The organism is Achromobacter sp. 1L-A-4-B-C2, assembly GCF_057291955.1.
On record NZ_JBXAWP010000002.1, the window covers coordinates 1,014,307 to 1,039,641 of the forward strand.

Annotated in this window: 24 protein-coding genes and 1 pseudogene; 11 read left to right on the plus strand and 14 right to left on the minus strand. The window is 65.4% G+C overall.

The annotated features are described in order from the left end of the window. Positions 1-254: 254 nt before the first annotated feature. From acuR to AC0Z35_RS12025, 4 genes are all read left to right on the plus strand, one after another. Positions 255-890 carry an acrylate utilization transcriptional regulator AcuR gene (acuR, locus tag AC0Z35_RS12010; protein WP_082134455.1) on the plus strand — a complete coding sequence of 212 codons (636 nt, stop codon included), beginning with the start codon at positions 255-257 and terminating at the stop codon, positions 888-890. A gap of 107 nt (positions 891-997) precedes the next feature. Continuing rightward, positions 998-1,921, plus strand: a complete 924-nt coding sequence (acuI, locus tag AC0Z35_RS12015) for an acrylyl-CoA reductase (NADPH) (protein ID WP_370512742.1) — start codon at positions 998-1,000, stop codon at positions 1,919-1,921. 270 nt (positions 1,922-2,191) lie between these two features. Then, a complete protein-coding gene (locus AC0Z35_RS12020) occupies positions 2,192-3,199 on the plus strand; it encodes an amino acid ABC transporter substrate-binding protein (protein ID WP_370512741.1) in 1,008 nt (335 codons plus the stop codon). Between the two features lie 73 nt (positions 3,200-3,272). Continuing rightward, entirely contained in the window at positions 3,273-4,475 is a 1,203-nt protein-coding gene (locus AC0Z35_RS12025) for a trans-sulfuration enzyme family protein (protein WP_219992184.1), read from the plus strand. A 73-nt stretch (positions 4,476-4,548) separates the two neighbouring features. Here AC0Z35_RS12025 and AC0Z35_RS12030 read toward each other — a convergent pair whose 3' ends face one another. From AC0Z35_RS12030 to pdxR (AC0Z35_RS12050), 5 genes are all read right to left on the minus strand, one after another. Next, positions 4,549-5,157: a DsbA family protein gene (locus AC0Z35_RS12030; protein ID WP_485132034.1), complete on the minus strand. Its 609-nt coding sequence runs from the start codon at positions 5,155-5,157 to the stop codon at positions 4,549-4,551. Between the two features lie 3 nt (positions 5,158-5,160). Further along, entirely contained in the window at positions 5,161-6,492 is a 1,332-nt protein-coding gene (locus AC0Z35_RS12035) for an MFS transporter (RefSeq protein WP_046804559.1), read from the minus strand. A gap of 29 nt (positions 6,493-6,521) precedes the next feature. Further along, positions 6,522-7,295, minus strand: coding sequence for an aldolase (locus AC0Z35_RS12040; protein ID WP_046804558.1), 774 nt, complete (start codon positions 7,293-7,295; stop codon positions 6,522-6,524). Between the two features lie 113 nt (positions 7,296-7,408). Beyond that, a complete protein-coding gene (locus AC0Z35_RS12045; RefSeq protein WP_219992182.1) occupies positions 7,409-8,344 on the minus strand; it encodes a LysR family transcriptional regulator in 936 nt (311 codons plus the stop codon). Next, positions 8,337-9,863, minus strand: coding sequence for a MocR-like pyridoxine biosynthesis transcription factor PdxR (gene pdxR / locus AC0Z35_RS12050; RefSeq protein ID WP_485132035.1), 1,527 nt, complete (start codon positions 9,861-9,863; stop codon positions 8,337-8,339). The genes AC0Z35_RS12045 and pdxR (AC0Z35_RS12050) overlap by 8 nt, the downstream gene beginning before the upstream one ends. Positions 9,864-10,021: 158 nt before the next feature. Between pdxR (AC0Z35_RS12050) and AC0Z35_RS12055 the strand changes: the two genes are divergently transcribed. After that, positions 10,022-10,348, plus strand: a complete 327-nt coding sequence (locus AC0Z35_RS12055) for an antibiotic biosynthesis monooxygenase family protein (protein ID WP_104145351.1) — start codon at positions 10,022-10,024, stop codon at positions 10,346-10,348. 151 nt (positions 10,349-10,499) lie between these two features. Here AC0Z35_RS12055 and AC0Z35_RS12060 read toward each other — a convergent pair whose 3' ends face one another. The 4 genes from AC0Z35_RS12060 to AC0Z35_RS12075 form a co-directional block, all read right to left on the minus strand. Further along, positions 10,500-11,129 carry a class I SAM-dependent DNA methyltransferase gene (locus tag AC0Z35_RS12060; protein WP_120154815.1) on the minus strand — a complete coding sequence of 210 codons (630 nt, stop codon included), beginning with the start codon at positions 11,127-11,129 and terminating at the stop codon, positions 10,500-10,502. Next, complete coding sequence (locus tag AC0Z35_RS12065; protein WP_162941184.1) at positions 11,126-11,665, minus strand: PDDEXK nuclease domain-containing protein; 540 nt, start codon at positions 11,663-11,665, stop codon at positions 11,126-11,128. Before AC0Z35_RS12065 ends, AC0Z35_RS12060 begins: the two co-directional genes overlap by 4 nt. Before the next feature lie 96 nt (positions 11,666-11,761). Continuing rightward, on the minus strand, positions 11,762-13,618 hold the full coding sequence (locus AC0Z35_RS12070) for a phosphoenolpyruvate carboxykinase (GTP) (RefSeq protein ID WP_046804555.1): 1,857 nt from the start codon (positions 13,616-13,618) through the stop codon (positions 11,762-11,764). Positions 13,619-13,760: 142 nt separating this feature from the next. Beyond that, positions 13,761-15,401 carry an acyl-CoA synthetase gene (locus tag AC0Z35_RS12075; RefSeq protein ID WP_485132036.1) on the minus strand — a complete coding sequence of 547 codons (1,641 nt, stop codon included), beginning with the start codon at positions 15,399-15,401 and terminating at the stop codon, positions 13,761-13,763. 103 nt (positions 15,402-15,504) lie between these two features. Between AC0Z35_RS12075 and AC0Z35_RS12080 the strand changes: the two are divergent. Beyond that, positions 15,505-16,221, plus strand: a pseudogene (locus AC0Z35_RS12080) (TetR/AcrR family transcriptional regulator); the annotation flags it as partial. Here AC0Z35_RS12080 and AC0Z35_RS12085 read toward each other — a convergent pair. Continuing rightward, positions 16,194-17,174, minus strand: a complete 981-nt coding sequence (locus AC0Z35_RS12085) for an SDR family oxidoreductase (protein WP_485132141.1) — start codon at positions 17,172-17,174, stop codon at positions 16,194-16,196. The pseudogene AC0Z35_RS12080 and the gene AC0Z35_RS12085 overlap by 28 nt on opposite strands. 227 nt (positions 17,175-17,401) lie before the next feature. On the opposite strand from AC0Z35_RS12085, the gene AC0Z35_RS12090 reads away from it, so the two are divergent. The 4 genes from AC0Z35_RS12090 to AC0Z35_RS12105 all read left to right on the plus strand — a co-directional run bounded on the left by AC0Z35_RS12090 (position 17,402) and on the right by AC0Z35_RS12105 (position 20,927). Continuing rightward, positions 17,402-18,196 (plus strand): enoyl-CoA hydratase/isomerase family protein, encoded by a 795-nt coding sequence (locus AC0Z35_RS12090; RefSeq protein WP_485132037.1) that lies wholly within the window; start codon positions 17,402-17,404, stop codon positions 18,194-18,196. A gap of 76 nt (positions 18,197-18,272) precedes the next feature. Next, on the plus strand, positions 18,273-19,556 hold the full coding sequence (locus AC0Z35_RS12095; protein WP_120154804.1) for a Zn-dependent hydrolase: 1,284 nt from the start codon (positions 18,273-18,275) through the stop codon (positions 19,554-19,556). 88 nt (positions 19,557-19,644) lie between these two features. Next, positions 19,645-19,980: a thioredoxin family protein gene (locus AC0Z35_RS12100; RefSeq protein ID WP_046804551.1), complete on the plus strand. Its 336-nt coding sequence runs from the start codon at positions 19,645-19,647 to the stop codon at positions 19,978-19,980. A gap of 56 nt (positions 19,981-20,036) precedes the next feature. Next, positions 20,037-20,927, plus strand: coding sequence for an EamA family transporter (locus AC0Z35_RS12105; RefSeq protein WP_314357332.1), 891 nt, complete (start codon positions 20,037-20,039; stop codon positions 20,925-20,927). A gap of 111 nt (positions 20,928-21,038) precedes the next feature. On the opposite strand, the gene AC0Z35_RS12110 is transcribed toward AC0Z35_RS12105, so the two are convergent. Both AC0Z35_RS12110 and AC0Z35_RS12115 read right to left on the minus strand, forming a co-directional pair. After that, positions 21,039-21,923 (minus strand): DMT family transporter, encoded by an 885-nt coding sequence (locus AC0Z35_RS12110; RefSeq protein WP_485132038.1) that lies wholly within the window; start codon positions 21,921-21,923, stop codon positions 21,039-21,041. Next, positions 21,914-22,642 carry a GNAT family N-acetyltransferase gene (locus tag AC0Z35_RS12115; protein WP_104145359.1) on the minus strand — a complete coding sequence of 243 codons (729 nt, stop codon included), beginning with the start codon at positions 22,640-22,642 and terminating at the stop codon, positions 21,914-21,916. Before AC0Z35_RS12115 ends, AC0Z35_RS12110 begins: the two co-directional genes overlap by 10 nt. 153 nt (positions 22,643-22,795) lie before the next feature. Between AC0Z35_RS12115 and pdxR (AC0Z35_RS12120) the strand changes: the two genes are divergently transcribed. Next, the gene (gene pdxR, locus AC0Z35_RS12120) at positions 22,796-24,316 is read left to right on the plus strand and encodes a MocR-like pyridoxine biosynthesis transcription factor PdxR (protein ID WP_485132039.1); all 1,521 of its coding nucleotides are present in this window, start codon (positions 22,796-22,798) and stop codon (positions 24,314-24,316) included. Here the strand turns inward: pdxR (AC0Z35_RS12120) and AC0Z35_RS12125 are convergent. Together AC0Z35_RS12125 and AC0Z35_RS12130 are read right to left on the minus strand one after the other, a co-directional pair. Continuing rightward, positions 24,313-24,609, minus strand: a complete 297-nt coding sequence (locus AC0Z35_RS12125) for a hypothetical protein (RefSeq protein WP_046804547.1) — start codon at positions 24,607-24,609, stop codon at positions 24,313-24,315. The two genes, pdxR (AC0Z35_RS12120) and AC0Z35_RS12125, sit on opposite strands and share 4 nt — an antisense overlap. Further along, a complete protein-coding gene (locus tag AC0Z35_RS12130) occupies positions 24,609-25,241 on the minus strand; it encodes a LysE family translocator (RefSeq protein WP_046804546.1) in 633 nt (210 codons plus the stop codon). The genes AC0Z35_RS12125 and AC0Z35_RS12130 overlap by 1 nt, the downstream gene beginning before the upstream one ends. Positions 25,242-25,335 lie beyond the last annotated feature (94 nt).

Consider the following 25,335-nt stretch of genomic DNA (forward strand, 5'->3'; position numbering starts at 1 on the left):
TTGGCCTTGGCGTCAACGCACCGACCGTGGGGAAAGTATCGACGTATGTACACTTTGTGTCATCAGGGAAACTACCGGGGCGTCGAAAATATTTGGTCCAAAGGCCGCCACAGACCGTGGTAACGATAACGAAAAAATTCCTATATTCCCCGATAAAACAGGGATTTATGCAAATTTTCAGGCCCCCAAGCAAGGAGTCATAGCGCGGCAAACGGCGCACTTGAAATAAGAAACGATCGGTCTATACTGCGCCAATGAACACGACACCCCCTGCACGAACCGGCCGCAGAACGCGTGCCCAGGCGTCCTTGGCGCTGGTCGAAACCCGCGACCTGCTAATCCGGGTCGGCATGCAGTTGTTGACCGAACGGGGATTCACCTCCACGGGACTGGACGCCATCCTCAAGCGCGCCACCGTCCCGAAAGGCTCCTTCTATCACTACTTCAAGAACAAGGAAGACTTCGGCCTTCAAGTGATGCAGGCTTACGACGACTACTTCGGCAGGAAGCTTGACCGCTGGCTGCTTGACGCATCCACCCCGCCCTTGCAACGCCTGCGTAATTTCGTTGACGACGCCAAGCAAGGGATGGCGCGGCATGACTACGCTCGCGGCTGCCTGATTGGAAACTTCGGCCAGGAAGTGGGCGCGCTGCCGGAGCCGTACCGCCAGGCCATGAACGGGATTCTTCAGGAGTGGGAAGCGCGCGTGGCGGCCTGCCTGATAGCCGCCCAAGAGCAAGGCGCCCTCGGCGCGCAAGCGGATTGCGAGTCGCTTGCCCGGTTCTTCTGGATTGGCTGGGAAGGCGCGGTTCTGCGCGCCAAGATGATGCGCAGCGCCGCGCCCATGGACATCTTTCTTGATGGTTTTCTTGCGGGTCTGCCAGGCTGATCCCGCTTACGCCGGCCGACCGGCCCGGCCCCTCTTACGGAGCTTCCATGTTTAATGGCATCTTGATCGAGAAAGACGACAGCGGTTACCGCGCGTCGATTCAACAGATGGAACAAAGCCGCCTGCCGCAGGCGGACGTGCTGGTCAAAGTGGACTACAGCACCTTGAACTACAAGGACGCGCTGGCCATCACGGGACAGGGCCCGATCGTACGCAGCTTCCCGATGGTGCCGGGCATCGACTTGGCCGGGGTGGTTGAACACAGCGACCACGCGGATTTCAAACCCGGACAACGCGTCATCCTGAATGGTTGGGGCGTGGGAGAGCAGCACTGGGGCGGCCTGGCCCAGTTCGCGCGGGTGGATGCGCAGTGGCTGATACCGGCGCCCGACAGCATATCGAGCCGGCAGGCAATGGCCATCGGCACCGCCGGTTATACGGCGATGCTGTGCGTCATCGCGCTGGAAAAGGCCGGCATCCGGCCGGACGCCGGCGACATCCTCGTGACCGGCGCCAATGGCGGTGTCGGCGGCTACGCCATTGCCATCCTGCACAAGCTGGGATACCGCGTCGTGGCCGCTACCGGCCGACCCAATGAACGCGATTACCTGACCGCTTTGGGCGCGGCGGACATCATCGACCGGTCGACCCTTTCCGCGCCCGGCAAGCCGCTGCAAAAAGAGCGTTGGGCCGCAGGGGTCGATTCCGTCGGCAGCCACACACTGGCCAACTTGTGCGCCAGCGTAAAGGCAGACGGCGCCGTGGCTGCCTGCGGCATGGCGCAAGGCCTGGACTTTCCGGCGTCGGTCGCACCGTTCATTCTTCGCGGCGTCAGCCTGTTAGGGGTCAATAGCGTGACGCGCCCGCGCGCCGAACGCATTCAGGCATGGAGCCGGCTTGCCACGGACTTGCCCGCCGACATCATCGACCGCATCAGCCGCGACATCCCCCTGCGCGAAGCCGTCGCCACCGCGCACGACCTGATGGCAGGCAAGGTGCAGGGGCGCGTCGTAGTGGACGTCAACGCCTGACGCGTAGGCGTTTGAACTGGGCCAGTTTGCGCGAATTCTTCCGTACCAGAATGCGCCCGACAATTACCGGGACGCGCGGCCGCTATCGCTTTTCATAGGAGCAAAGCGGCTGTTCCCGCGCCCGGGAATAGCCCCGGATTCGGCAGCGGAGGAACCGCTAGCGTATACCCTCATGGACACTTTGAGTCATGAACGACACATTATAAGCGTCCTGCGGAGCGCCGATCAGACGTCTCGCCTACCCCCTCCGGGAGCCCTGCCTTGAGAATCCTGCCGATCCTTAGCGCCTTGAGCCTTGCCGCGCTGTGCACGCAAGCCGCCCACGCCGGCGCCACGTTCGAGAACATCAAGAAGCGCGGCTTTGTCCAATGTGGCGTCACGACGGATCTGCCCGGCTTCGCCTACACCGACAGCCGCGGCGTGTGGCAAGGCATCGATGTGGACACCTGCCGCGCGATTGCAGCGGCAATGTTTGCCGACCCAGGAAAATCCAAGATCGTTCCGTTGACCACACAAGCCCGCTTTACCGCGTTGCAGTCGGGCGAGGTTGATGTGCTGACCCGCAACACGACGCAGACCATGACGCGAGACACGTCGTTGGGGCTAATTGGCGCCGGGGTCAATTACTACGACAGCCAGGGGCTGATGGCCAAGACCGCGATCGGCATCAAGAGCGCGAAAGCGCTGGATGGCGCGACGATCTGCGTTCTGCCCGGCACGACAACCGAGCTGAACCTGGCCGATTGGTTCCGAGGCAATGCCATTACCTTCAAACCGGTGGTGCTGGACAAGTTCGATGAGATCCTGCGTGCCTTCTCGGCAGGCCGATGCGATGCGATCACTGCCGACAAATCCATGCTTGCCGCCACGCGCCGCAACTTGGGCAGCGATGCCGAGTACATCATCTTTCCGGAATCGCTGTCCAAGGAACCGCTTGGGCCGATGGTGCGCCAAGGCGACGAGCAGTGGTTCAACACGGTGCGCTGGACGTTGAACGCCTTGCTGGAAGCAGAGGAATACGGCATCACGCAGGCCAATGTGGACGACATGCTGAAAAGCGCAAACCCCAACGTGCAACGAATCCTTGGCGTCGTTCCCGGCATGGGCAAGAACCTGGGACTGGAGGACAAATGGGCCTACAACATCGTCAAACGGGTCGGCAACTACGGCGAGATCTACGAGCGTACGCTGGGAATGACAAGCGCCCTGAAACTGGAGCGTGGCATGAACGCGCTCTACAGCAAGGGCGGAATCATGTATGGCTGGCCGATCCGGTAGGCCTGGCGGCTCCCGAATCCAATCGAATCGAACCAAACCACCGAACCGACAGGACATCTCCCAGGACGCAATGATGAAAGACCACGCCAAAGACACTCGCCCGCCGGGCTTTGCCACCAAGGCGATCCACCACGGCTACGACCCTGTGGCCTTTGAAGGCGCCGTGTCGCCCCCCATCTTCCTGACATCGACCTACGCATTTGAATCCACCGAGCAATTTCAGGCGGTGTTCTCGGGCGACAGCGACCGCTGCGTATACGGTCGCCAACAAAATCCCACGCAAAAGCTGCTGGAAGATCGGCTGGCGGCGCTGGAGGGCGCCGAAGCCGCCATTGTGACGGCCTCGGGCATGGGTGCCATTGCCTCCACGTTGCTGACCTTGCTTGCGGCCGGTGATGAAATCGTCGTGCACCACACCATCTACAACACCGCCGGCGCCTTGATGGATGAGGGGCTGCCCAAGTTCGGCGTAAAAGTGGTGCGCGCCGATCTGAGCACAGCGGCCGGCACCCAGGCAGCGATCACGCCGGCCACCAAGCTGGTCTATTTCGAGACGCCCATCAATCCGTCTTGCGAAGTGCTGGACATCCAGCGTATTGCTCAGGCGGCAAAGCGCGTTGGCGCCATGGTGATCGTGGATTCAACGTTTGCATCGCCCGCGCTTCAACGCCCCATCGAACACGGGGCCGACCTGGTTATCCATTCCTTGACCAAGTACCTCAACGGGCATGGCGATATTCTGGGCGGGGTGGCGATCGGCCGTCGCGACACCATTGAGGCCATACGCGCGGCCGGGGCCAAGTACCTGACCGGCGCCACGCCGTCACCGATGTCCTGCTTTCTGGTGCTGCGCGGGCTGAAGACGCTGGATATCCGCATGGAGCGCCATAGCAAAAACGCCTTGGCGGTGGCCCAGATGCTGTCCGCGCACCCGGCCGTGGCCCGCGTTATCTACCCCTTCCTGCCCGACTTTGCCGACCGCGATATCGCCCGCCGGCAGATGTCGGCCGGCAGCGGCATGGTGTCGTTCGAACTGAAAGCCGGCTTTGACGGCGTGGCGCCGATGATTGACAAGCTCAACATCATTGCGCGCGGCATCAGCCTGGGCGACACGGATTCGCTGATCTATCACACGGCGGGCATGGTCGACGCGCGCAAGAAGATCAATCCGAGTCTGCGCCTGAGCCCGGGCGTGAGCCCTGGGCTGGTTCGGCTGTCGGTTGGCCTGGAAGACATCGACGATCTGCTGGACGATCTGAGACAAGCGCTGGCTTGATCCTTCGCCAGCAACGCGCCGGGGCCGCGGGCGGCCCCCGGCGGCCTGCCGGGCGACCGCCCCGGTGTCGGGGTCAGCCCGCGCGTTCAAGCGTGATCGCGCGGTCCAGCATATCCAGGCGATCCTGCCCCCAGAAGACCTCACCGTCATAGACATAACTGGGCGACCCGAACACGCCCGCCGCGACCGCATCGTCGGTGTTCTTTCTATAACGGGCTTCGATGTCCGGCTGCGCCGCCCGGTCAAAGATCGCCTGCGCCGCGTATCCCTGCTCGGCCAGAATGCGGCGCAACACCGTGGGGTCGGAAATGTCCTCGTCGTCACACCACTCGGCTCGCAGTATCCGCGTGTACAGCGGTGTGATGGGCTGGGGCACTTCCAGGGCCGCGATCACCAGTCGCGACGCCAGGTCCCCGTTGGGACACATGAACGCCGGCTGCGGGTTGACCGGCGTCTCCAACAGCCGGCACCAGCGCTTCAGTTCGGCAATGCGATAGGCCTGCCGCTCGGGCGACCGCTGGCCGAGTAGCACGCCGCCGGTACGTCGATAGACGTCGGGCAGATCGACAAGCCGATAGTTGATGCCGACGCCATGCCGCGCGGCCAGCGCGTCCAGCCGCTGCGCGCCTAGATAGGCCCAGTCGGAGTTGATCCAGAAGTAATAGTCGATGTTCTTGTCCATGGCTTAGCGCGTCGTGATGGGTTGACGGGCGTTGAACCGTTCGGGTCCGTGCATGAACAGCGCGCTGGCCGCTGCGATAACGCCAAGAATGCTCAGGTACCAGACGATGTACTTGGGATTGCCGTCGGCGTAAGCCAACAGCGACGTAGCGATCAACGGCGCCAGGCCGCCGCCGATGGCGCCCGACACCTGCACGGCAAGCGATATTCCGCTGTAGCGCACTTCCGGCGGGAACTGCGATGAAAACAAGCTGCCCTGCGGCCCATACAAGCAACCATAGATCAAGCCCACCGCAATGATCATCGCCCAATTGATGCTGCCAGGCTGGCCGGTCTGCAGCAGCGTGAAAAAGGTGGGCGCATAGAAGATGATGGCCAGTGACCCCAGGATGAACACCGAGCGATAGCCGACGCGGTCGCCAAGAATGCCGAACAACGGCATGGTGAACAGCGCCGCTGCCGCGCCCCAGATGGTCGCGTCCAGCATCACGGCACGGGGCACGCCCAGGCTTCCCGTCGCATACGCCAAGGCAAAGGTCACCACCGTATAGAACCAGGTCACTTCGGCCAGGCGCCCGCCGATAACGGCCAACACTTCACGGGGATACTTCTTCAGCACGACCTTGGCGGGCACATCGACTTTTTCTCCCTTGTTTTCCATGTTCTGAAAGTCGGGCGATTCCGCCACCTTGACCCGGATGAACCAGCCGACCAACAACAGCACGACGCTGGCCACGAAGGGCACGCGCCATCCCCAGGACAACATGTCTTCTTCGGGCAGCTGCGCTACCGCCGCCATCGCCAGCGACGACAGGATCAGGCCCGGCGCCACACCCACTTGCGGCAAGCTGCCAAAGAACCCTTTCTTGCCTTCGGGCGCATGTTCCACGGCCATCAACACGGCCCCACCCCATTCGCCGCCCACGGCAATGCCCTGCAAAAATCGCATGCAGACCAGCAACACGGCCGCCCAATAGCCGATGCTGTCGTAAGACGGGATCAGCCCGATGAGGATGGTCGGTATGCCCATCAAAAACAGCGTAATCAACAGCATGGACTTGCGACCGACCCGGTCGCCGAAATGCCCGAAGATGACGCCGCCCAGTGGCCGGGCAAAAAAGCCCACCGAATAGGTGGCGAAGGCGGCCAGCGTCCCGGTGATGGGATCGAAAGCGGGAAAGAAAATCTTGTTGAAAATCAGCGCCGCGGCGGTGCCGTACAGGAAGTAGTCATACCACTCGATCGTGGTGCCCATGAAGCTGGCAATGCCCGCCGTAACGTGCTGGCGCGACTTCCCCTTGCCACCCTGATTGGATTGGGTGTTCTTGTCGTTCATTTGGTGTTCCTTGCGGAGGTAGGCGCGGCTTATTTCGGGCCGGCAAGCCGGTCCGTCTGACGGGACCAGTAATTGAAAGTGGCTTGGACAATGGAGCGCTTGAGCAGGTAGTCGTGCGCTTCCTTCGCCAGCCTCGCGTCCACCGGCGTCAATGGGCCGAACGCCTGGGCGCGCACCTGCAAGCGCGCGGCGCGTTCCAGGTAAACGGACAGATAGGTGGCTTCCTCGACCGAAACGCCGGCGGTCAGATAGCCGTGATGGGCCAACAAAATAGACTTCTTTTGGCCCAATGCCGCCGAAATGATCACGCCCTCTTCGTCTGCAATCGGCACGCCCGGCCATTCGCCAAGAAAGGCGCAATCGTCGAACAGCGGCGCCATGTCCATCTGCGCCACAACCAAAGGCTGGCGCGCGGTGGCCAGCGTGGTCGCCCAAGGCGAATGCGTGTGGATGATCGATTGGACGTCGGGCCGATTGCGGTACACCCACAGGTGAAAACGGGTGGCCGGGTTGGCCATGCCGGTGCCGGAAATCGTATTCAGGTCCTGGTCGACCTCGATAAAGTCGTCAGGCGTGGCTTCGTCAAAGCCCAGGCCGAAGCGTAGTGTCCAATAGGCATTTGGCGTGTCCGATCGCGCGCTGATCTGCCCCGCCAAGCCCGCTTCTTGCCCCGTCATCGCCAGGATGCGACAGGCGTAGGCCAGGGTTTCATTCAAGGACCGATCCTGGCCTTTGAGGTGTTGCGCCATCTCTTGCGTGGCGCGCTCGTCGAAATACGCTTTGCTGCGGAGCTCGTCGCTCATCTCTTACCCTTTGTGAAGTCGACACGGAGTCGGTGGGCCGAGTATGAGAAGTGCGCAAAGCGACGTCGATGCGTCTGAGGCTATATCAGCTATTCAGTCATTCAGTCATTCAGTTATTCGGTCATACGCTTGCAAAGACGCTGCGCGATCTGCAACGTCAGCGCCGCCAGCGGAAACAGTGCGTAGCCGTCGCGGTGGATCGCCACTACCTTACGCGCCAGCCGTCCCCCGGTGATGGTAATTTTCTTCAGCCGGTGGTCCTGCAACAGGCGGTCGGGCATGCGGGTCGGCAACAGGCAGTTGCCGATGCCCGCCGACACGAGTTCCAGCGCAGAATCCACCGTGTCGGTCTCGGCCGACACCACATAGTTCAGCCGCGAATGGTGCAGCATTTTTCGCAGTGCGTAGTGCTCGGGAAAGGCCACCAGCCGCAACGGCCGCGACCAGATATCGGTCGTCTCGTCGTAGGCGTCATCGTCGATCCGGGCGATCAGGCACATCTGGTCTTCAAACAGTGGGACGGACACCAGGCCGGGGCTGGCGACGGCCGAGTCGTACACGAAACCCAATTCCGCCTTGCCCGAGGCCACCAGGTCGACCACTTCCGGCGAACTGCGCGCCATCAAGTGCAGATTGGCATCACCCCCTTCGTGAGCCACCGCCGACACCAGATCGCCCAGGAAGTAATAAGTCAGCGTGTGCACCGCCGCGATGCGCAGCGACGAAGAACCGGCCGAACTGGAATCCCGCGTCTTGGCAACGGTGTCATCGATCAATTGAAACGCGGGTGCCACCGCGCGGTGCAACGTGCGCCCAACGTCGCTAAGCACCATGCCCCGCCCGTTGCGATCAAAAACCGGGCGGCCCAAATAGGCTTCCAAGGCGGATATCTGCCGGCTAAGACTGGGTTGCGAAATGCCCAGTTCGTCGGCGGCGCGGGACATGGACCCGCACGCGGCAATCGTCAGAAAATACCGCAGCCGGCGATCGGAATCGCCGGTGCCCTTGTCAACGTCGGCATCGACAGGCGGAAGGTTCAATTTAGGCACGGCGCGTTTCCGAGGAGTCGATGCTGATGCCGGCAGCGGTGCTGCCGGCGCGTAATGTCTGGATGGCGCGAGCCAGCCGCAGCACGCCCTCGTCAATGGCCGCGGGCGCCAGACTGGCGTAGCCCAGAACAAGGCCGGCGCAGCAATGCGAGCGGTGCGCCTCGCCCTTGAAATACAGGGGTGAGATGGGTCGAACGCCCACGCCGTGCTGCCGGGCCAGGCTGACCAGCTCAGGCTCGTCAGCCTCTGCCACCCCGGGCACCCACACCACCACGTGCAAGCCGGAGGCCGAACCCGCCACCTGGACGGCGTCGGGCAGGTGGCGTTCCAGGGCGCGCGGCAGGGCGACGCGGCGCGCTTCGTTTTGCCGCCGGCAACGTCGCACGTGGCGTTCATACGACCCGTCTTCAATTAACGAAGCCAGCGCCGCCTGTTCCAGCCGGGGGGCGTGCCGGTCCATCAGCCGCTTGGCCTCTCGAAACACGCTGACCAGGCTGGGTGGCAGCACCAGATAGCCCATTCGCATCTGCGGGGACAGGGCTTTGGAAAACGTGCCGACATAGATGACGGCGCCTGAATCGTCGATGGATTGCAGCGTATCGACGGGACGCATTCCATAGCGGAATTCACCGTCGTAGTCGTCTTCGACGATCCATGCCCGCTGCCTGGCCGCCCACGCCAGCAGCGCCCTGCGGCGGGCGATGGGCATCACGCCGCCCAAGGGAAACTGGTGCGACGGCGTCACGTAGACCAGGCGCGTGCGTTCTTCGGGCAGGGCCTCGGACAGCAGCCCTTGTTCGTCCACAGGCACTTCGCGCACATCCGCCCCCACGGCCTCGAACAGGCGGCGGGCCATCACGTAGCAAGGGTCTTCGACCAGCACCGTATCGTCAGCGTCCACCAGTACGCGCGCGCATAGATCGATTGCCTGTTGCGAGCCATGCACGATAAGGATCTGGTCGGCGTGACAGGCCAGCCCCCGTGCCCGGCGCAAATAGCCTTGCAGCGCCACACGCAGCGCAAGTTCACCCTGGGGAGCCTGGTAATAAAGACTAGGCTGGCGTTGTACCAAGGCTCGGTTATAGGCTTTGCGCCACGCCAGCACCGGGAAGTCGTCAAAGGCCAAGGCGCCATATAGAAAATCAATAACGCGCGGATCGGCGCCAAAAACCTGCGGCCCATCTTTGTCGAGAAAGCCGCGCACTTTCTTGCCGTACGCCGACAAGCGCAGCACCGCATCCGGCGCTGCCATGGCCGGCCGTGGATTCACATCGGCGTGGGCGGCGCCGGCCGCCACGCGCGCTCGGCGGCCCAGGCTGGTCTCAACGTAGCCTTCGGCGGCCAGCTGTTCGTAGACCGTCGTGATCGTGGTGCGGGACACCGCCAGGTCCAGCGCCATCGCCCGCGTCGAAGGCAAGGGCATGCCCGCGCGCAAGGTGCCATCAAGGATCTGCGCCCTGATGCGTTCATAGATGCGGCGGCTGGTGTCGGCTGGGGGCTTGGCCGGGGACGTAGGCATGAGCGGCTTAACTGGCTTGAAAAAAATCAATCGGACTGGACGTTTTCATTGTGCCAGAGGTGCGTCATAGTCTCGTTTTTTCTTATCCGTGTCTGCGCGGCTTTGCGCTTGATTTCCGCTTGGCTTCTGCTTGGTTTTTTCCCCTGCCTTTTTCCTTTATGTACACCGCAACCTTCACATTCATGCCCGGCGAGTACGACAGCGCCTTCCACGAAATGGACGATGCCATCGCGGCCATCGCGCGGTCCATTCCCGGCTATCTGGGCGAGGAAGCCTGGGAAAATCCGGCGACGGGCCTGGTATCCAACGTGTATTACTGGAGCAACCGCGAAGCCCTGCAGCAGCTGATCGACCACAAGGACCACCTCAAGGCCAAACGGCAGCAGGCCAAGTGGCTACGCGGTTATCAGGTGGTCATCGCCGAAGTCATCACAAGCTATGGCGACGGAGGCATCGCGCATCCGTTGAACCGCCCCGTCCAGTAACCGCGCAAGGCCGTGGAACCGGCTTTGGGCGACCGGCGGCGGGCGACCGGCGGCGGGAGATCGACTTCGGGCGACCGGCTTCGGGCGACCGGCTTCAGGCGACCGGCTTCGGGCGACCGGCGCCAGGAAGCCGGCAGTTGAACCCGGCGCCCTACCCCGGACGGCGCCACACCGTCGCCAGCCAGGGCTGCTGGTCGCGCGGCAGGCCGTCGGGGCGGTAATAGTGTTCAAGTTCTTCGAAGCCGGCACCCTCCATCAGCGCGCGCCAGCCTTCCAGGTCGTGGTACGCGCCGTAGCGCCCACGGTTCCAGCCTTCCTGGTTGCCGCCACGAGGGTTTGAGCAGAACAGCACGCCGCCGGGCCGCAGCGCGGACCATAGCTCGCGCAGCACGCGCGGCAATTCCTGACCGGGCACGTGGAACAACACGGCGTTGGCGAAGATGCCGTCAAAACGTTCGGCGGGCAGTGACAGTTGCAGGAAGTCCTGGTGCCAGACCTCGCAGCCGGACGCGGCGCGGGCCATCTTGACGAAGCTTTGCGTGCCGTCCAGTCCCACCGGCCGATGGCCCAGTGCGGCGAACGCCATCAGGTCGCGGCCGGGGCCGCAGCCCAGATCCAGGATGTCGTACGGCGGCTCGACACGGATGTGGCGCAGCAGCGCGGCAATGTTCTGCGTGACATCGTGTCCACGCGTGTTGGCCGCGAACGCCTCGGCGTTCTCTTCGTAGTTCGCCAAGGTCAGCGCGGTAATCTTGGCCAAGTCTTCCGGATCGAGTTTCATGACGGCATTGTGCTCGATTGCGACGCGCGTTGCTCAAGTCGCGCCCGGGCGCGCCGCGCCGCCTGCTGCAAGCGCTGCGCCAGCACCGCGCGGGGCGGCAGGTCGGTGGGATATTGCGCCGCTTCCACGCCGGACGGCGTCAGCGCAAGCAGCTGGATGTATTCGGTTTGCGTGCCGGCGCACAGGATCATGCCCAGCGGCGTCGCTTCTTCAGCACGGCGGTCGGATTTGTCCAGCCAGCGCAGGCAAGATTCCATCTGCCGCTCGCTGATGACGCAGGACTCGTCCAGCGTCATGACAAGGGCCACCAGCCGGCGAAGCTTGCGGTGAAAGAACAGCAAGTCCAGGGTGTGGTCGTCGTTGTCGATGCGCAGGCGCTTTTGCCTGGCCACGAACGCGAGGCCGACATCCAGCTGCATCAGGAAGGATTCCATATCCGCCACGATGGCCATGTGCAGCGCACGCGCCGGTGCTGCATCGGCGGGCATTGCGCGGCCTGCCCGACTGCCGGATTCGCCCAGATTCCACTTCGTCACGACGACTACTCCTTAGATTCCCAACGAAGCATCCATCATGAAATAGAAAAGCCCGCGCGCCTACCGGGCACGCGGGCTTCTAGGACCAAGTCAGACTCAGGCGGCCAGACGGCCTTCGATCTTGGTCTTGGTGGCGGGCAGGTCTTCCGGCAAGCCTTGGGACAATTGGCCGAACAGTTCGTGGTGCAGCGCCAGCTCGTCGCGCCAGGCGTCGGCGTCCACCGACATGACCTGCTCGAACTTGTCGGGCGTGAACTCCAGGCCGGTCCAGTCGATGTCCTGGTAGCTCGGCGATACGCCGAACACCTGGTCCACGCCCTTGGATTCGCCGTCGATACGGCCCAGCATCCAGCGCAGCACGCGCATGTTTTCGCCAAAGCCCGGCCAGACGAACTTGCCGTCGGGACCCTTGCGGAACCAGTTGACGCAGTAAATGCGCGGCAAGGTGGCGCCGGTGGCTTCCAGTTGCTTGCCCAGCTTGAGCCAGTGGTTGAAGTAGTCGCTCATGTTGTAGCCGCAGAACGGCAGCATGGCGAAGGGGTCGCGGCGCACCACGCCCTGCTGCCCGACGGCGGCGGCGGTGGTTTCCGAGCCCATGGTCGCGGCCATGTACACCCCTTCCACCCAGCTGCGGGCCTCGGTCACCAGCGGCACGGTGGTCGAACGGCGGCCGCCGAAGATGAACGCGTCGATGACCACGCCCTTCGGGTTTTCCCATTCGGGGTCGATGGACGGGCATTGCGCGGCCGGCGCGGTGAAGCGCGCGTTCGGGTGCGCGGCCTTGCGGCCGGTCTCGCGGGCGATGGCGGGCGTCCAGTCCTGGCCTTGCCAGTCGATCAGGTGCGCGGGCGGCGTGTCGGTCATGCCTTCCCACCAGACGTCGCCATCATCGGTCAGCGCCACGTTGGTGAAGATGACGTTGGCCTTGAGCGTGGCCATCGCGTTGAAGTTGGTCTGCTCGCTGGTGCCCGGGGCTACGCCGAAATAGCCGGCTTCCGGGTTGATGGCGTGCAGGCGGCCGTCGGGGCCGGGCTTGATCCAGGCGATGTCGTCGCCGATGGTGGTGACCTTCCAGCCGTCCATGCCCTGCGGCGGGATCAGCATGGCGAAGTTGGTCTTGCCGCAGGCCGACGGGAATGCCGCGGCCACGTGATACTTGCGGCCCTTGGGCGAGGTAACGCCCAGGATCAGCATGTGTTCGGCCAGCCAGCCCTGGTCGCGGCCCATGGTGGACGCGATGCGCAACGCGAAGCACTTTTTGCCCAGCAGCGCGTTGCCGCCATAGCCCGAGCCGAAGCTCCAGATTTCGCGGCTCTTGGGGAAATGCACGATGTACTTGGTGGGGTTGCACGGCCACGGCACGTCGGCTTCGCCGGCGGCAAGCGGCTTGCCCACGGAATGCACGCACGGCACGAAGTCGCCGTCGGTGCCCAGCACGTCGTACACGGCCTTGCCCATGCGGGTCATGATGCGCATGTTCACGACCACATACGGGCTGTCGGACAGTTCGACGCCGATGTGGGCGATGTCCGAGCCCAACGGGCCCATCGAGAACGGCACGACGTACAGCGTGCGGCCGCGCATGGCGCCGTCGAACAGGCCGTTCAACGTGTCGCGCATTTCAGCCGGATCGGCCCAGTTGTTGGTGGGGCCGGCGTCTTCGGCGCGGTCGGAACAGATGAAGGTGCGGTCTTCCACGCGCGCCACGTCGGACGGGTCCGAGCACGCCAGGAAGGAATTGGGCCGCTTGGCGGGGTTGAGCCGGCGCATCGTGCCGGCCTGGACCATCTGTTCACACAGGCGGTCGTATTCTTCCTGCGAACCGTCGCACCAGACCACGCGGTCGGGCTTGGCCAGTGCTACAAAACTGGCTACCCAGTCGATCAGGCCGCGATGCTTGACGTAGGCGGGCACGTTCAACGCAGCCAACCCCCCATCCAATGGCTTATTCATTGGGGCTATCTCCATGCTTAGACGAATGGTGATACGGCCCCAATTGCGTGGGGCCGTATGTAATTTGCGCCATCATACTTGCAGCGCGGGGCAACCCGTCAACCCATCCTCATGGACGAGATTGTCACGGGTTGAGACGAGCTCAACGGTAGTTACCGTCGCGCAACTCCCGGCGGATGATCTTGCCGGTAGCCGTGGTTGGCAAACTGGTTACAAACCGGATGGCGCGCGGGTATTCATGGGCGGCCAGGCGGGTGCGTACATGCGCCTGCAAGTCGCGCACCAAGGCGTCGTCGCCGGTGACGCCGTCATTCAACACGACATAGGCCATGACGATCTCGGTGCGCTGCTCATCGGGCACGCCCACCACCGCCGCCATGCGCACGGCGGGGTGGCCAATCAGGCAGTCTTCGATGGGCGCGGGGCCGATGCGGTAGCCCGCGCTGGTGATGACGTCGTCGTTGCGGCCGACAAAGCGGATAAAGCCGCGCGCATCGCGCACGCCCAGGTCGCCGGTCAGCAGGTAGTCACCCACGAACTTTTCGGCGGTGGCCTCGGGGTTGTTCCAGTAGCCCAGGAACATGACGGGGTCCGGCCGCAATACGCCGATGTTGCCCTCCTGTCCATCGGCCACTTCAACGCCCTGGTCATCCACAATAGCCACCCGGTGACCGGGCGCGGCGCGGCCGATCGAACCGATTTCCGGGTCGAACAGCGACGAACACGACGACACCAGCATGTTGCATTCGGTCTGGCCGTAGAACTCGTTGATGGTCACGCCCAGCACGCGGCGGCCCCAGTCGATGAGCTCGGCGCCCAGCGACTCCCCGCCGCTGGCCACCGAGCGCAGCGCCAGCGGGCCGGCGCCATCCGGGTAGGCGGAACCGCGCATCATCTTCAGCGCGGTGGGCGGCAGGAATGTGTGGGTGACGCCGTGGCGCGCCATGAGCGCCAGCGCGGCGCTGCCGTCGAACTTCTCGAAGCGGCGGGCCAGGACCGGCACGCCGTGATGCCAGGACGGAAGCAGCACGTCCAGCAGCCCGCCGATCCAGGCCCAGTCGGCCGGCGTCCACATCAGGGCGGCGTTTTCGGGGAAGAATTCGTGCGACATTTCCACGCCGGGCAAGTGGCCCAGCAGGACGCGATGCGCGTGCAGCGCGCCCTTGGGCTTGCCGGTGGTGCCGGACGTGTAGATGATCACGGCGGGGTCGTCGGCGCGCGTGGCGACCGGTTCGAAATCGTCCGATTCCGCGGCCAGTGCGGGGTGGAACGGCACGGCGGCGCCGTCGCCATCGCCATTGCCATCGCCATCCCCATCGATGCAATAAACGACCTTCAGGCCGGGCAGGCTGGCGCGTATCTCGCGCAGCTTGCGGCAGCCCTCGGTGTCGGTCACCAACGCCACGGCGCCGCTATTGGCCAGCCGGTACTGGATGGCGTCCACGCCGAACAGCGTGAACAGCGGCACCGCCACCGCGCCCATTTTGTAGACGGCGATGTGGGTTACCGCCGTTTCGGGCGCCTGGGGCAGGTACACGGCCACGCGGTCGCCGCGCCGCACGCCATGGCGGATCAGGCTGTGCGCCAGGCGGTTCGATTGCGCCCTGATATCGTCGAACGAGTAGCGGGTTTGCGCGCCGTCGCTTTTTTCGAAGATCAGCGCCAGGCGGCCGCTGCCGTCCGCCCATTTGTCGCAGGCGTCCACGCCAATGTTGTAGGTGTCCGGCACCTGCCATTGGAATTCGGACACAAGCTGCTTGTAGGATGCCTTTCGGGACAGCATGGTTTTGTCTCTGATGTTGTTATGGAAATCGCCCAGGGCTTGCTGAACTTGCTTGACCCTGGCTCAATAATAAGCCTCGCCCCACCGCCCTTTTGCCGTTCGCATGGAAAAAACTCCCGTCGTTCCGATCCGCCGCCCGCCCGCCAGCGCCAAGTCCGAACAGCGCATACGGGACATCTTGCACATGGCCCGGCAGGTGTTTTCCGAGGCCGGCTTCCAGGCCGCCACCACCACCGAGATCGCCCAGCGCCTGGGCGTGTCCGAAGCCACGATCTTCACGTACTTCGGCGGCAAGCGGGAATTGTGCGTGCGGGTGATCGGCGACTGGTATGACGAAATCATCGCCAAGGTGGAAGACAACCTGCCGCACGTGCACGGGGCGCGGGCGCAGCTGCATTACCTTGTGCATACCCATTTGCGGCATCTGCTGGCCGAGGGGCCGGGGCTGTGCGCCTTCATCCTGTCCGAAGGGCGCGCGCGCAACGACGATTTCGGCGAGGTCTACGCGGCCCTGCAACGGCGCTATACCGCCCCGCTGATGCGCATCCTGGCGCAGGGGCAGGCTGATGGCGACATCCGGCAGGACATGCCCCTGCGGTTGCTGCGGTCCACGGTTTACGGCCCGATGGAGCACGTGCTGTGGGACGCAATGTTGCGCGGCGCGCGGGTGGACGTGGCCACCACCGCTGACCAGCTGGTCGGGTTCTTGTGGCAGGCCCTGCAACCGCCGCACCGCGACGCGCTGGCGCTGGCGCAGTTCCGGGGCGAGGTGCGCGACGCCCTGCACCGGCTTCACGCGTCGGAAGAGTCGGCCGAGGGTTTCGCTTCGGCTGCGCGCGCGGCATCGGTCGCGCCCGCCGCTTCGGCTGCATCTTCTGCACCGGCCCCCTCCCCCGCATCGGCAAACAAGGACGGCGGCACGTACTGAGGAAAGCCGTTGTAGACCTCGCCCCGTTCGGCCGGCTGCAAGGTCCAGGAATGGCGTGCGTTCGGCACGCCGCCATCCACGCGGATGACCGTGCCATTGATGAAGGCGGCCGCCGGCGACAACAGGAACACCACGGCCGCGGCCAGTTCGGCCTCGGTGCCAAAGCGTTGCAACGGCACCTTGGTTTTCAGGTCGCGCAGCACCGCGCGGTAGTGGTCGTCGTAGCTGTCCATGCCGCTGGAGGCAATCCAGCCCGGCGCCACCGCATTGACGCGCACGCCGGCATGCGCCCATTCGCACGCGGCGGTTTCGGTCAGGTTCCAGACCCCGGCGCGGGCCGCGCCCGAATGCCCCATGCCGGGCATGCCGCCCCAGATATCGGCCAGCATGTTGACGATGGCCCCGCCGTGCCGGCGCATGTGCTGGGTGTAGACCTCGCGCGCCATCAGGAAGGTGCCGTGCAGGTTGTTCTGCACGACCGCGTTCCAGCCGTTCAGGCTGATGCGGTCCAGCGGCGCGGGGAACTGCCCGCCCGCGCAATTGAACAAGCCGTCGATGGCGCCGTGCCGGGCCAGCACGTCCGCCACCGCGCCGCGCACGCCGGCTTCATCACGAATGTCGCAGGCGTGCAGGCTGACGCGGCCGGCGGCTTCGGGGTAGACGCGGGCGATTTCCGCGCCCACCGCTTTCAGCTTTTCCAGCTTGCGGCCCACCAGCGCCAGGTTCGCGCCCAGCGACGCAAGCTCGTGCGCCGTGCAACGGCCCAGACCGCTGCCGCCGCCTGTCACGACAACAGTCTTGCCATCGAAAAGCCCCGGTCTGAACACCGACGCATAGCGCGACATGGCGGCTTGGCCGCCCGCTGTCGGGTCTGCTGTAAAGCCCGAGGCGGAGCCCAAGGCGGGGTTGGCCTGCACATTCGATTCTGGGTTCATGCCTCGCTCCGTTATTTTTTTTGAGGATAACTCAATATTTATATCGAACCCATCCCTGCAATCCCGATTCCGTCCTAGAATCTTTTGGTTGCAGCACCCCACTTCTTGAGCACAAATCAATAAACCAGGAGACCCGCATGACTTCGACAGCCCCGCTGAATGTCTCGCGCGATGGCGCCATCGTTCGCCTGACCCTGAACCGGCCGGACATGCGCAACGCCTTCGACGAAACGCTGATCGCCGCGCTGACCGACGCCGTGCGTGACGCCGCGCGCGACCCCGACGTGCGAGTGTTATTGCTGACGGGTGCGGGCAAGGCGTTCTGCGCGGGCGGCGATCTGAACTGGATGCGCAAAATGGCCACGCATACCGATGCGGACAACCGCCAGGATGCGACCCGACTGGCCGACATGCTGCACACGATCTGGACGTGCCCGAAACCCGTGGTGGCCTGCGTGAACGGCGACGCCTACGCGGGCGGGATGGGGCTGCTGTCGGCGTGCGATATCGCTATCGCGGCGGATGGCGCGCATTTCTGCCTGTCTGAAACGCGCTTGGGGCTGCTGCCTGCCACCATCAGCCCGTACGTGATCCGCGCCATGGGCGAGCGCGCCGCCAACCGGTATTTCCTGACGGCCGAACGCTTCGACGCCGCCACCGCGCTGCGGCTGGGGCTGGTGCACGATGTTGTGTCGGCCGACGCCCTGCCCGACGCGGCCGACGCCCTCTGCCGCGCGCTGTGCGCCAACGGGCCGGACGCCGTCAAGGCAAGCAAGCGGCTGGTGCGCGATTTTGCGGGTCGGGCCATCGACGCCGAACTGATCGCCGACACGGTCGAGCGCATCGCCGTGTGCCGCGCCACCGACGAAGCGCGCGAAGGCGTGGCGGCCTTCCTGGAAAAGCGCGAGCCGTCCTGGCGGCAGCGCTGCTGAGACCATGGCAGGGAGGGAAGACGCGGGAGGCCCAACACGCCATGACATAATCCCTGGCGCATCTTCAGGAATTTTCATGCCGCATCCGACTTCCCCTTCCCCCGCCTTCCCGCCCCTCAATGCCGACCGCCTGTGGTCCCGCGTTGAAGCCTTGTCCCGGTTTACCTTGCCCGATGTTCCCTGGACGCGACGCGCCTTTTCGCCGTTGTTCGACGACGCCCGCGCCTGGTTGCGTGGCCAGTTCGAAGCGGCCGGCCTGGCGACTCGCCTGGATGCGGGCGGCAACCTGGTCGGCACGCGCGCCGGCCGCGACCCGTCGCGCAAGCCCATCGCCACCGGCTCGCACTGCGACACCGTGATGGAAGGCGGACGGTTCGACGGCATCATCGGCGTGCTGGCCGGCATCGAAGTCGCGCATACGCTGAACGAGCACGGCATCGAACTTGACCACCCCTTTGAAGTCATCGACTTCCTGTCCGAAGAACCCAGCGACTACGGCATCTCGTGCGTGGGCAGCCGCGCCCTTAGCGGCCAGCTGTCGGCGGACATGCTGGCCGCCTGCAACCCCGCCGGCGAATCGCTGGCCCAGGGCATCGCCCGCATCGGCGGCGACCCCGCCGCGTTGAGCGCACCGCTGCGTGGCGCGGGCGGCACCGCGGCCTTCGTCGAACTGCACATCGAACAGGGCCCCGTACTGGAAAGCCGTGGCCTGCCGATCGGCGTGGTCACCAACATCGTTGGCATCCGCCGCGTGCAGATCGTGGTGCAAGGCCAACCCGACCACGCCGGCACCACGCCCATGGACATCCGCCGCGACGCCCTGGTGGGCGCGGCACGCATCATCGACGCGGCCAGCCGCCAGGCCAGCGCCGCCAGCGGCAACCCGCATTACGTGGTGGCCACCGTGGGCCGGCTGTCGATGACGCCCAACGCCGCCAACGCCGTGCCAGGCCGCGTCGAGATGACGCTGGAAATGCGCAGCGACAGCAACGCCGTGCTGGACAGCTTCCCCGAAACATTGATGGCCGGCGTCGCCGACGACCTGAAGGCGTGGCGCCTGACGGCCGGCTTCACCCAACTAAGCCGCGCCCAGCCCACCGACTGCTCACCCCTGGTGATGGACGCCGTGAAAGCGGCGGCGGACCAGCTGGGTTACGCGTCCATGCGCCTGCCCAGCGGTGCCGGCCACGACGCCGTCTACATGGCGCCCACCGGCCCCATCGGCATGATCTTCATCCCGTGCCTGAACGGCCGCAGCCACTGCCCGGAAGAATGGATCGAACCGTCGCAGCTGCTGGACGGCACGCGCGTGCTGTATCAGTCCGTGCTGCAACTGGACCGCGTGCTGCGCGGCGCCTGACGCGCCACACCCATTCCGCCCCCACGGTTATCGCCGGCCACGGGGCGGCGCGCTGCCATAATGGCTGCCTTGCCCCGGATGAATCCCCATGGAACAGATAGAACTGAACGACAGCACCGCCGACCGCTTCCTGCTGGACGCGCCCGGCTTGTCGCTGCTGGTCTTCCATAGCCGCACCTGCGGCACCTGCCGCATTGCGCGCGAACAGCTGCCCGCGCTGGAACTGCCGGTGGAACGGGTCTGTTGGGTGGACGCCGGGGACAACCGTGGCCTGGTTGAGCGCTACGAAGTCTTTCACCTGCCCGCCATGTTTGTGACACGCGACGGCGCCTTTTTCGGGCCGGTGCAATCGACGCTGGCCGAATGGGACTTGCGCCAACAGATCGGCCTGGCGCTGGACAGCTACCCCGCCGAACTGCCGTGACGGCGCCCGCGTCCAAACCGCTGCGCTTGCCGCTGGACACGCTGGCCACCACCGGCATGCTGGCCCTGTGTGTGTGCTGGGGCTTTCAGCAAATTGCCATCAAGCTGGTGGCCGCCGACATCGCGCCCATCATGCAGATTGCGCTGCGATCCAGCTTTGCCGCGCTGGTGCTGGCGGTGGTGGTCTGGCGCGCCGAAGGCCGGGGCGCCGTGCGCGACGGCACGGCGCTGCCGGGCCTGCTTGTCGGCTTGCTGTTCGGCGCGGAATTCCTGTTTGTGGCGCAGGGGCTGCTGTACACCACGGCCTCGCACATGTCGGTGTTTCTGTACACCGCGCCCATATTTGCCGCGCTGGGGCTGCATTGGCTGCTGCCCGAAGAACGCATGCAGCCGCTGCAATGGCTGGGAGTCGCGATTGCTTTCGGCGGTATTGCGGTGGCGTTCCTGTTCAAGGGCGGCGCACCGCGCGAAGCCGCCGGCGCCGCCAACATGCTGCTGGGCGACGCCATGGGATTGGCGGCGGGCTTGCTGTGGGGCGCCACCACGGTCGCCATCCGCGCAACGTCGTTGTCCGAGGCGGCCCCGTCCAAGACCTTGCTGTATCAGATGGCGGTGGCGGCGGTGGGCCTCTTGGCCTATGCCGTGGTCACCGGCCAGCACACCATCCGCCCCACGACGGCGGCCTTGACCAGCGTGGCGTTCCAGGCGGTGGTCGTGGCCTTGTCCAGTTACCTGGCGTGGTTCTGGCTGTTGCGCCGCTACCTGGCGTCGCGCCTGTCGATCCTGTCGTTCATGACGCCGCTGTTCGGGGTGAGCTTCGGAGTGCTGATCCTGGATGAACCGCTGGACGCGGGCTTCGCCATCGGCGCGGTGCTGGTGCTGTCGGGTATCACCCTGGTCAGCGGCGGCGAAGTCGTCAGGCAGTGGCTGCGCAGGCGGCAGGACTGAGCTGGCAATCCGGGCAAGGGCCGCTTTATCCTGCTGCCCTATCCTGCTGCCCCTATCTCGGCGCCCTATCTCGGCACCCCATGCTGTGCTCTCTCGGCGCCCTGGCCCTGCCTACCCCCGGCTCCGGCCCAGGTTCAGCACGATCAGCGCGGCGCCTGCCAGCACAAAGGCAAAGCCCCACCAATCGGCGGCGGCGGGCCGGTCGCCCACCAGGGCCATCGCGCCCAGCACGCCCACCACCGGCACCATCAACGTGGTCAACGCCGCCACCGTGGCGCTGACGCGTTCGCTCAGCACGAACCACAGCCAGTAGGCCACCGCCGTACCCAGGATGATGTGGAATGACAGCGCCGCCACGATGCGGCCGTTCCAGCCATGGGTAGGAAATGACTCGCCGGCGATCAACACGCCCGTCAGCGCACAGGCGGCGCCCACGGCCAACTGCCATGCGGTGACGACGATACGGTGGCCGTCCACCGGCCAGCGCTTCAGATACACCGTGCCCGCCGCCCACCCAAACGCGGCCACCAGCGGAAACACCAGGCCACGGGTGGCGGCCAGGTCGTGCTGCCCGAACACCGCGCGCAACACCGGCCAAGCCAGGATCGCCACCCCGATGGCGCCCAGCATCAGCGCCAGCGCGCGCCGTCGGTCCAGCCGTTCGCCCAGCACCAGCCAGGCCAGCAGCGCCGACATCATAGGCATCGTGAAGGTCAGCACCGCCGCGCGCGACGTGCTGGTGCTGAGCTGCGCCCACGCCACCGCCAGGTTGAAGACCGCCACGGCCAGCACGCCGCCCACGACGATGCCCGGCCACGCATCGCGCGGCGGCAACAGGGGCAGCCGCTTGGCGCGCGCCAGCAGCAACAGCAGGACCGCGCCGCTGCCCAGCCCCAGCACGCGCAGCGTAAACGGCGGGAAGATGGCGAGGATGATTTTCACCGCCGGCCAGTTCAGCCCCCAGAACAGGGCCAACGCCACCGGAATCAGGCGCACGCGGCTTTTTCCCGGGCGGTCAGTTCAGACAGGCTTTGGCGTTGATTGCCTTCGGCGTCGAAGTTGGCGGGGTCCAGCCAGCGTTCGTAGGCGGCGCGCAGCGCGGGCCATTCGCTGTCGATGATCGAAAACCAGGCGGTGTCGCGGCTGCGGCCCTTGTAGACCGTGGCCTGGCGGAAGATGCCTTCAAACTGAAAGCCCAGCCGCGCAGCGGCCTGGCGCGACGGCGCATTCAGGCAGTCGCACTTCCATTCATAACGGCGGTAGCCCAGCTCGTCGAACGCGCGGCGCATCAGCAGGAATTGCGCTTCGGTGGCGATCCGGGTGCGCTTGAGCCGGCGCGAGAACGACACGAAGCCGACTTCGATAACGCCATTGGCCGGGTCGATACGCATCAAGGCCAGCGTGCCGATGGCCCGGCCCGTTTCCAGGTCGATGATGGCGTGATGCAGCGGGTCGTTGCCCGCCTGCGCGGCTTCGGCGAAGGCGCGGTAGGCGTCCGCGTCGGCAAACGGGCCAACGCCCATGTAGGTCCAGTCGCTATCGTCCGGCGCCTGGCTGAAGGCCTGGTACAGATCCGCGGCATGGCGCTCGGCGGACAAGGGTTCCAGGCGGCAATAACGGCCGATGGCGGGCGTTAGCGGCGGGCGCGGGCGTGCCGTCCAGCCGGGTACGTCGGGGCCGATGGGTTGTTGGAATGCATTGACGCGGGCTTGCATTGGGCGGGGCCTCATCCGGTTAAGCGCGCGCCGCCGGCCGTGGCGGACGCAACACGCAGGGCCTCACAATATCGGAATCGTGGCATCATAAAAAGCACCACGGATCCCGAATTTAATAGGGCCACGCCTCAAGCGGCCCGCGATCATCGCGCCATGCAAACGCCCAGCCGAAGCCTACCCGCCCACACCGCCCTGCTGTCCAGTCCGCTTGCGCGCGGCCCCGGCGCGCCGCCGCGCCAACGCCAGCTTATTCAACGCCTGAAGCAGGCCATCCTGGCCGGCCAATTGCCCGCCGGCGGCAAGCTGCCGTCGTCACGCGCGCTGTCCGAAGAGCTTGAAATCTCGCGCAATACGGTGCTGATCGCCTACGAGCAGTTGACCGCCGAAGGCTATGTCATCGCGGACCGCCAGGGCACCCGGGTGGCGCCGCTGTCAGCCGCCCCGTGGGCATTGGCGACCCGCGCCACGGCCAGCGCAACCGCAGCGGCAACCGCGACCGCCGATGCAACGACGGCCCCCACCGCCACCGCCACGCGCTTGTCGCGCATCGTTGCCACCCGTGGCGCCACCGACAGTTCTTTGCCCATGACCCCCGGCACGCCGGCCCTGACGCAGTTCCCCATGAACGCCTGGCGCCGCGCGCAAGACCGTGCGCTGCAAGCCGCCCCCGCCACCACGCTGGGCTACGGCCATCCGACGGGTGAGCCGGCGCTGCGCGAAGCCATCGCGCAATATCTGCGGGTGTCGCGCGGCGTGCATTGCGACGCCTCGCGCATCATCATCACCGAAGGCGCGCAGGGCGCGCTGGCGCTATGCGTGCAACTGCTGACCAACCCGGGCGACACCGCCTGGCTCGAAGAGCCCGGCTATCGCGGCGCCAAGTCGGCCTTTCATGGCGGCGACCTGAACGTGGTGGCCATGCGCGTGGACGCGGACGGCATCGTCATACCCGACGACGCCTGGCGCACGCATCCGCCGCGCCTGATCCAGACCACGCCCACGCATCAATACCCCACCGGCGCCGTGCTGTCGGTGGCGCGGCGGCTGGACTTGCTGGAACGGGCCGGGCGCGCGGGCGCCTGGATCATCGAAGACGACTACGACAGTGAGTTCCGGCATCAAGGCGACCCCATCGCGGCCATGCAGGGGCTGTTGCCCAACGCGCCCGTGCTGTACGTGGGCACGTTCAGCAAGACGCTTTTTCCGGCGTTGCGCCTGGGCTTTTTGGTGCTGCCCGAGGCCCTGGCCCAGACCGCCTTGCCTTCCGTTATCGAGATGCTGCGCGGCGGCCACCGGCTGGAACAGCTGACGCTGGCCGCCTTCATCGACAACGGCCAATTCTCGCGTCACTTGGGCCGCATGCGGCGCCTGTACCGCGAACGGCAGTCGGCCTTGCGCGATGCGCTGGCCACGCATTTCAAGGGGGATCACGAGGTCTTGGGCGGACACAGCGGCCTGCACCTGACGGTGCGCCTGCCGCCGGATTGCCCGGATCAGGCCATTGTGGCGCTGGCGCGGCAGGTGGGCATGAATCCCAGCGCGCTATCGACTTTCGCCATGGCGCCGCGCGCCGAAGACAACGGGCTGGTGATCGGCTATGGCAACACCAGCGCCGACCGCTTTCCCGCGCTGGTCAAGCGCCTGGGCGAACTGGCGCGGCAAGCCCGGCGCTAATTGACCAGGCCACCCAGCACCAGCACCGCCAGCACCGCCCAGAACAGAAACCCAAGAATGGAGCGGCGCAGCAAGGCCTTGATGGCGGCCCACAAGAACATCAGGCCCAGCACCAGCAAGACAAAATTGAAGATGGACGGGCTCATGCCCATTGCCTTGGACAGCCCGCCGTAGAAGTCGCCCAGCGCACCGCCCAAGCCGCCCAGCAGCCATTTGATGCCGCCCACCACCGCGCGCAGCGCTTCGCCGAGCATGACGCCCAGCGAGCCGAAAAATCCGTCGTCCTGCGGCATCAGCGTCGCGCGTCCATCAACATGCGCACGGCCAGGCCGGCCAGCACGGTACCCATCAACCAGCGCTGGATCACCAGCCACAACGGCCGGCCCGCAAGGAAGCCCGCGATGGAGCCGGCGGTAATGGCGATGACGGCATTGACCGACAGGCTGATGACCACCTGCGTCATGCCCAGCGCCAGCGACTGCGTGAACACGCTGCCATGGTCGGGCTGGATGAACTGGGGCAACAGCGACACATACATCACCGCGATCTTGGGGTTGAGCAGGTTGGTCACCAGCCCCATCGTGAACAGCGTGCGCGGGCTGCTGCGGGGCAGTTCGCGCACCTGGAACGGCGATCGCCCGCCCGGGCGGATGGCCTGCCACGCCATGTACAGCAGGTACATGGCGCCGCCGATGCGCAAAGCGTCATAGGCGTAGGGCACCGTCAGCAGCAAGGCCGTAATGCCGAAGGCCGCGCAGCACACATAGAAGATGAACCCGACCGCCACGCCGCCCAGGGAGATCAGGCCGGCGCGCGCGCCTTGCGAGATGGATCGGGACACCAGGTAAATCATGTTGGGGCCGGGCGTCAGCACCATGCCCAGGGCCACCAGGGCGAATGTCAGAAGATGAGTCAGGTCGGGCATGATGAGCCGGCGCGAGCCGGACGATGTCGAACAGGGATGCGCACACGTTATCGCAAAACTGTATCGGAACAGGAAACTTTTTGAACGCGGCACG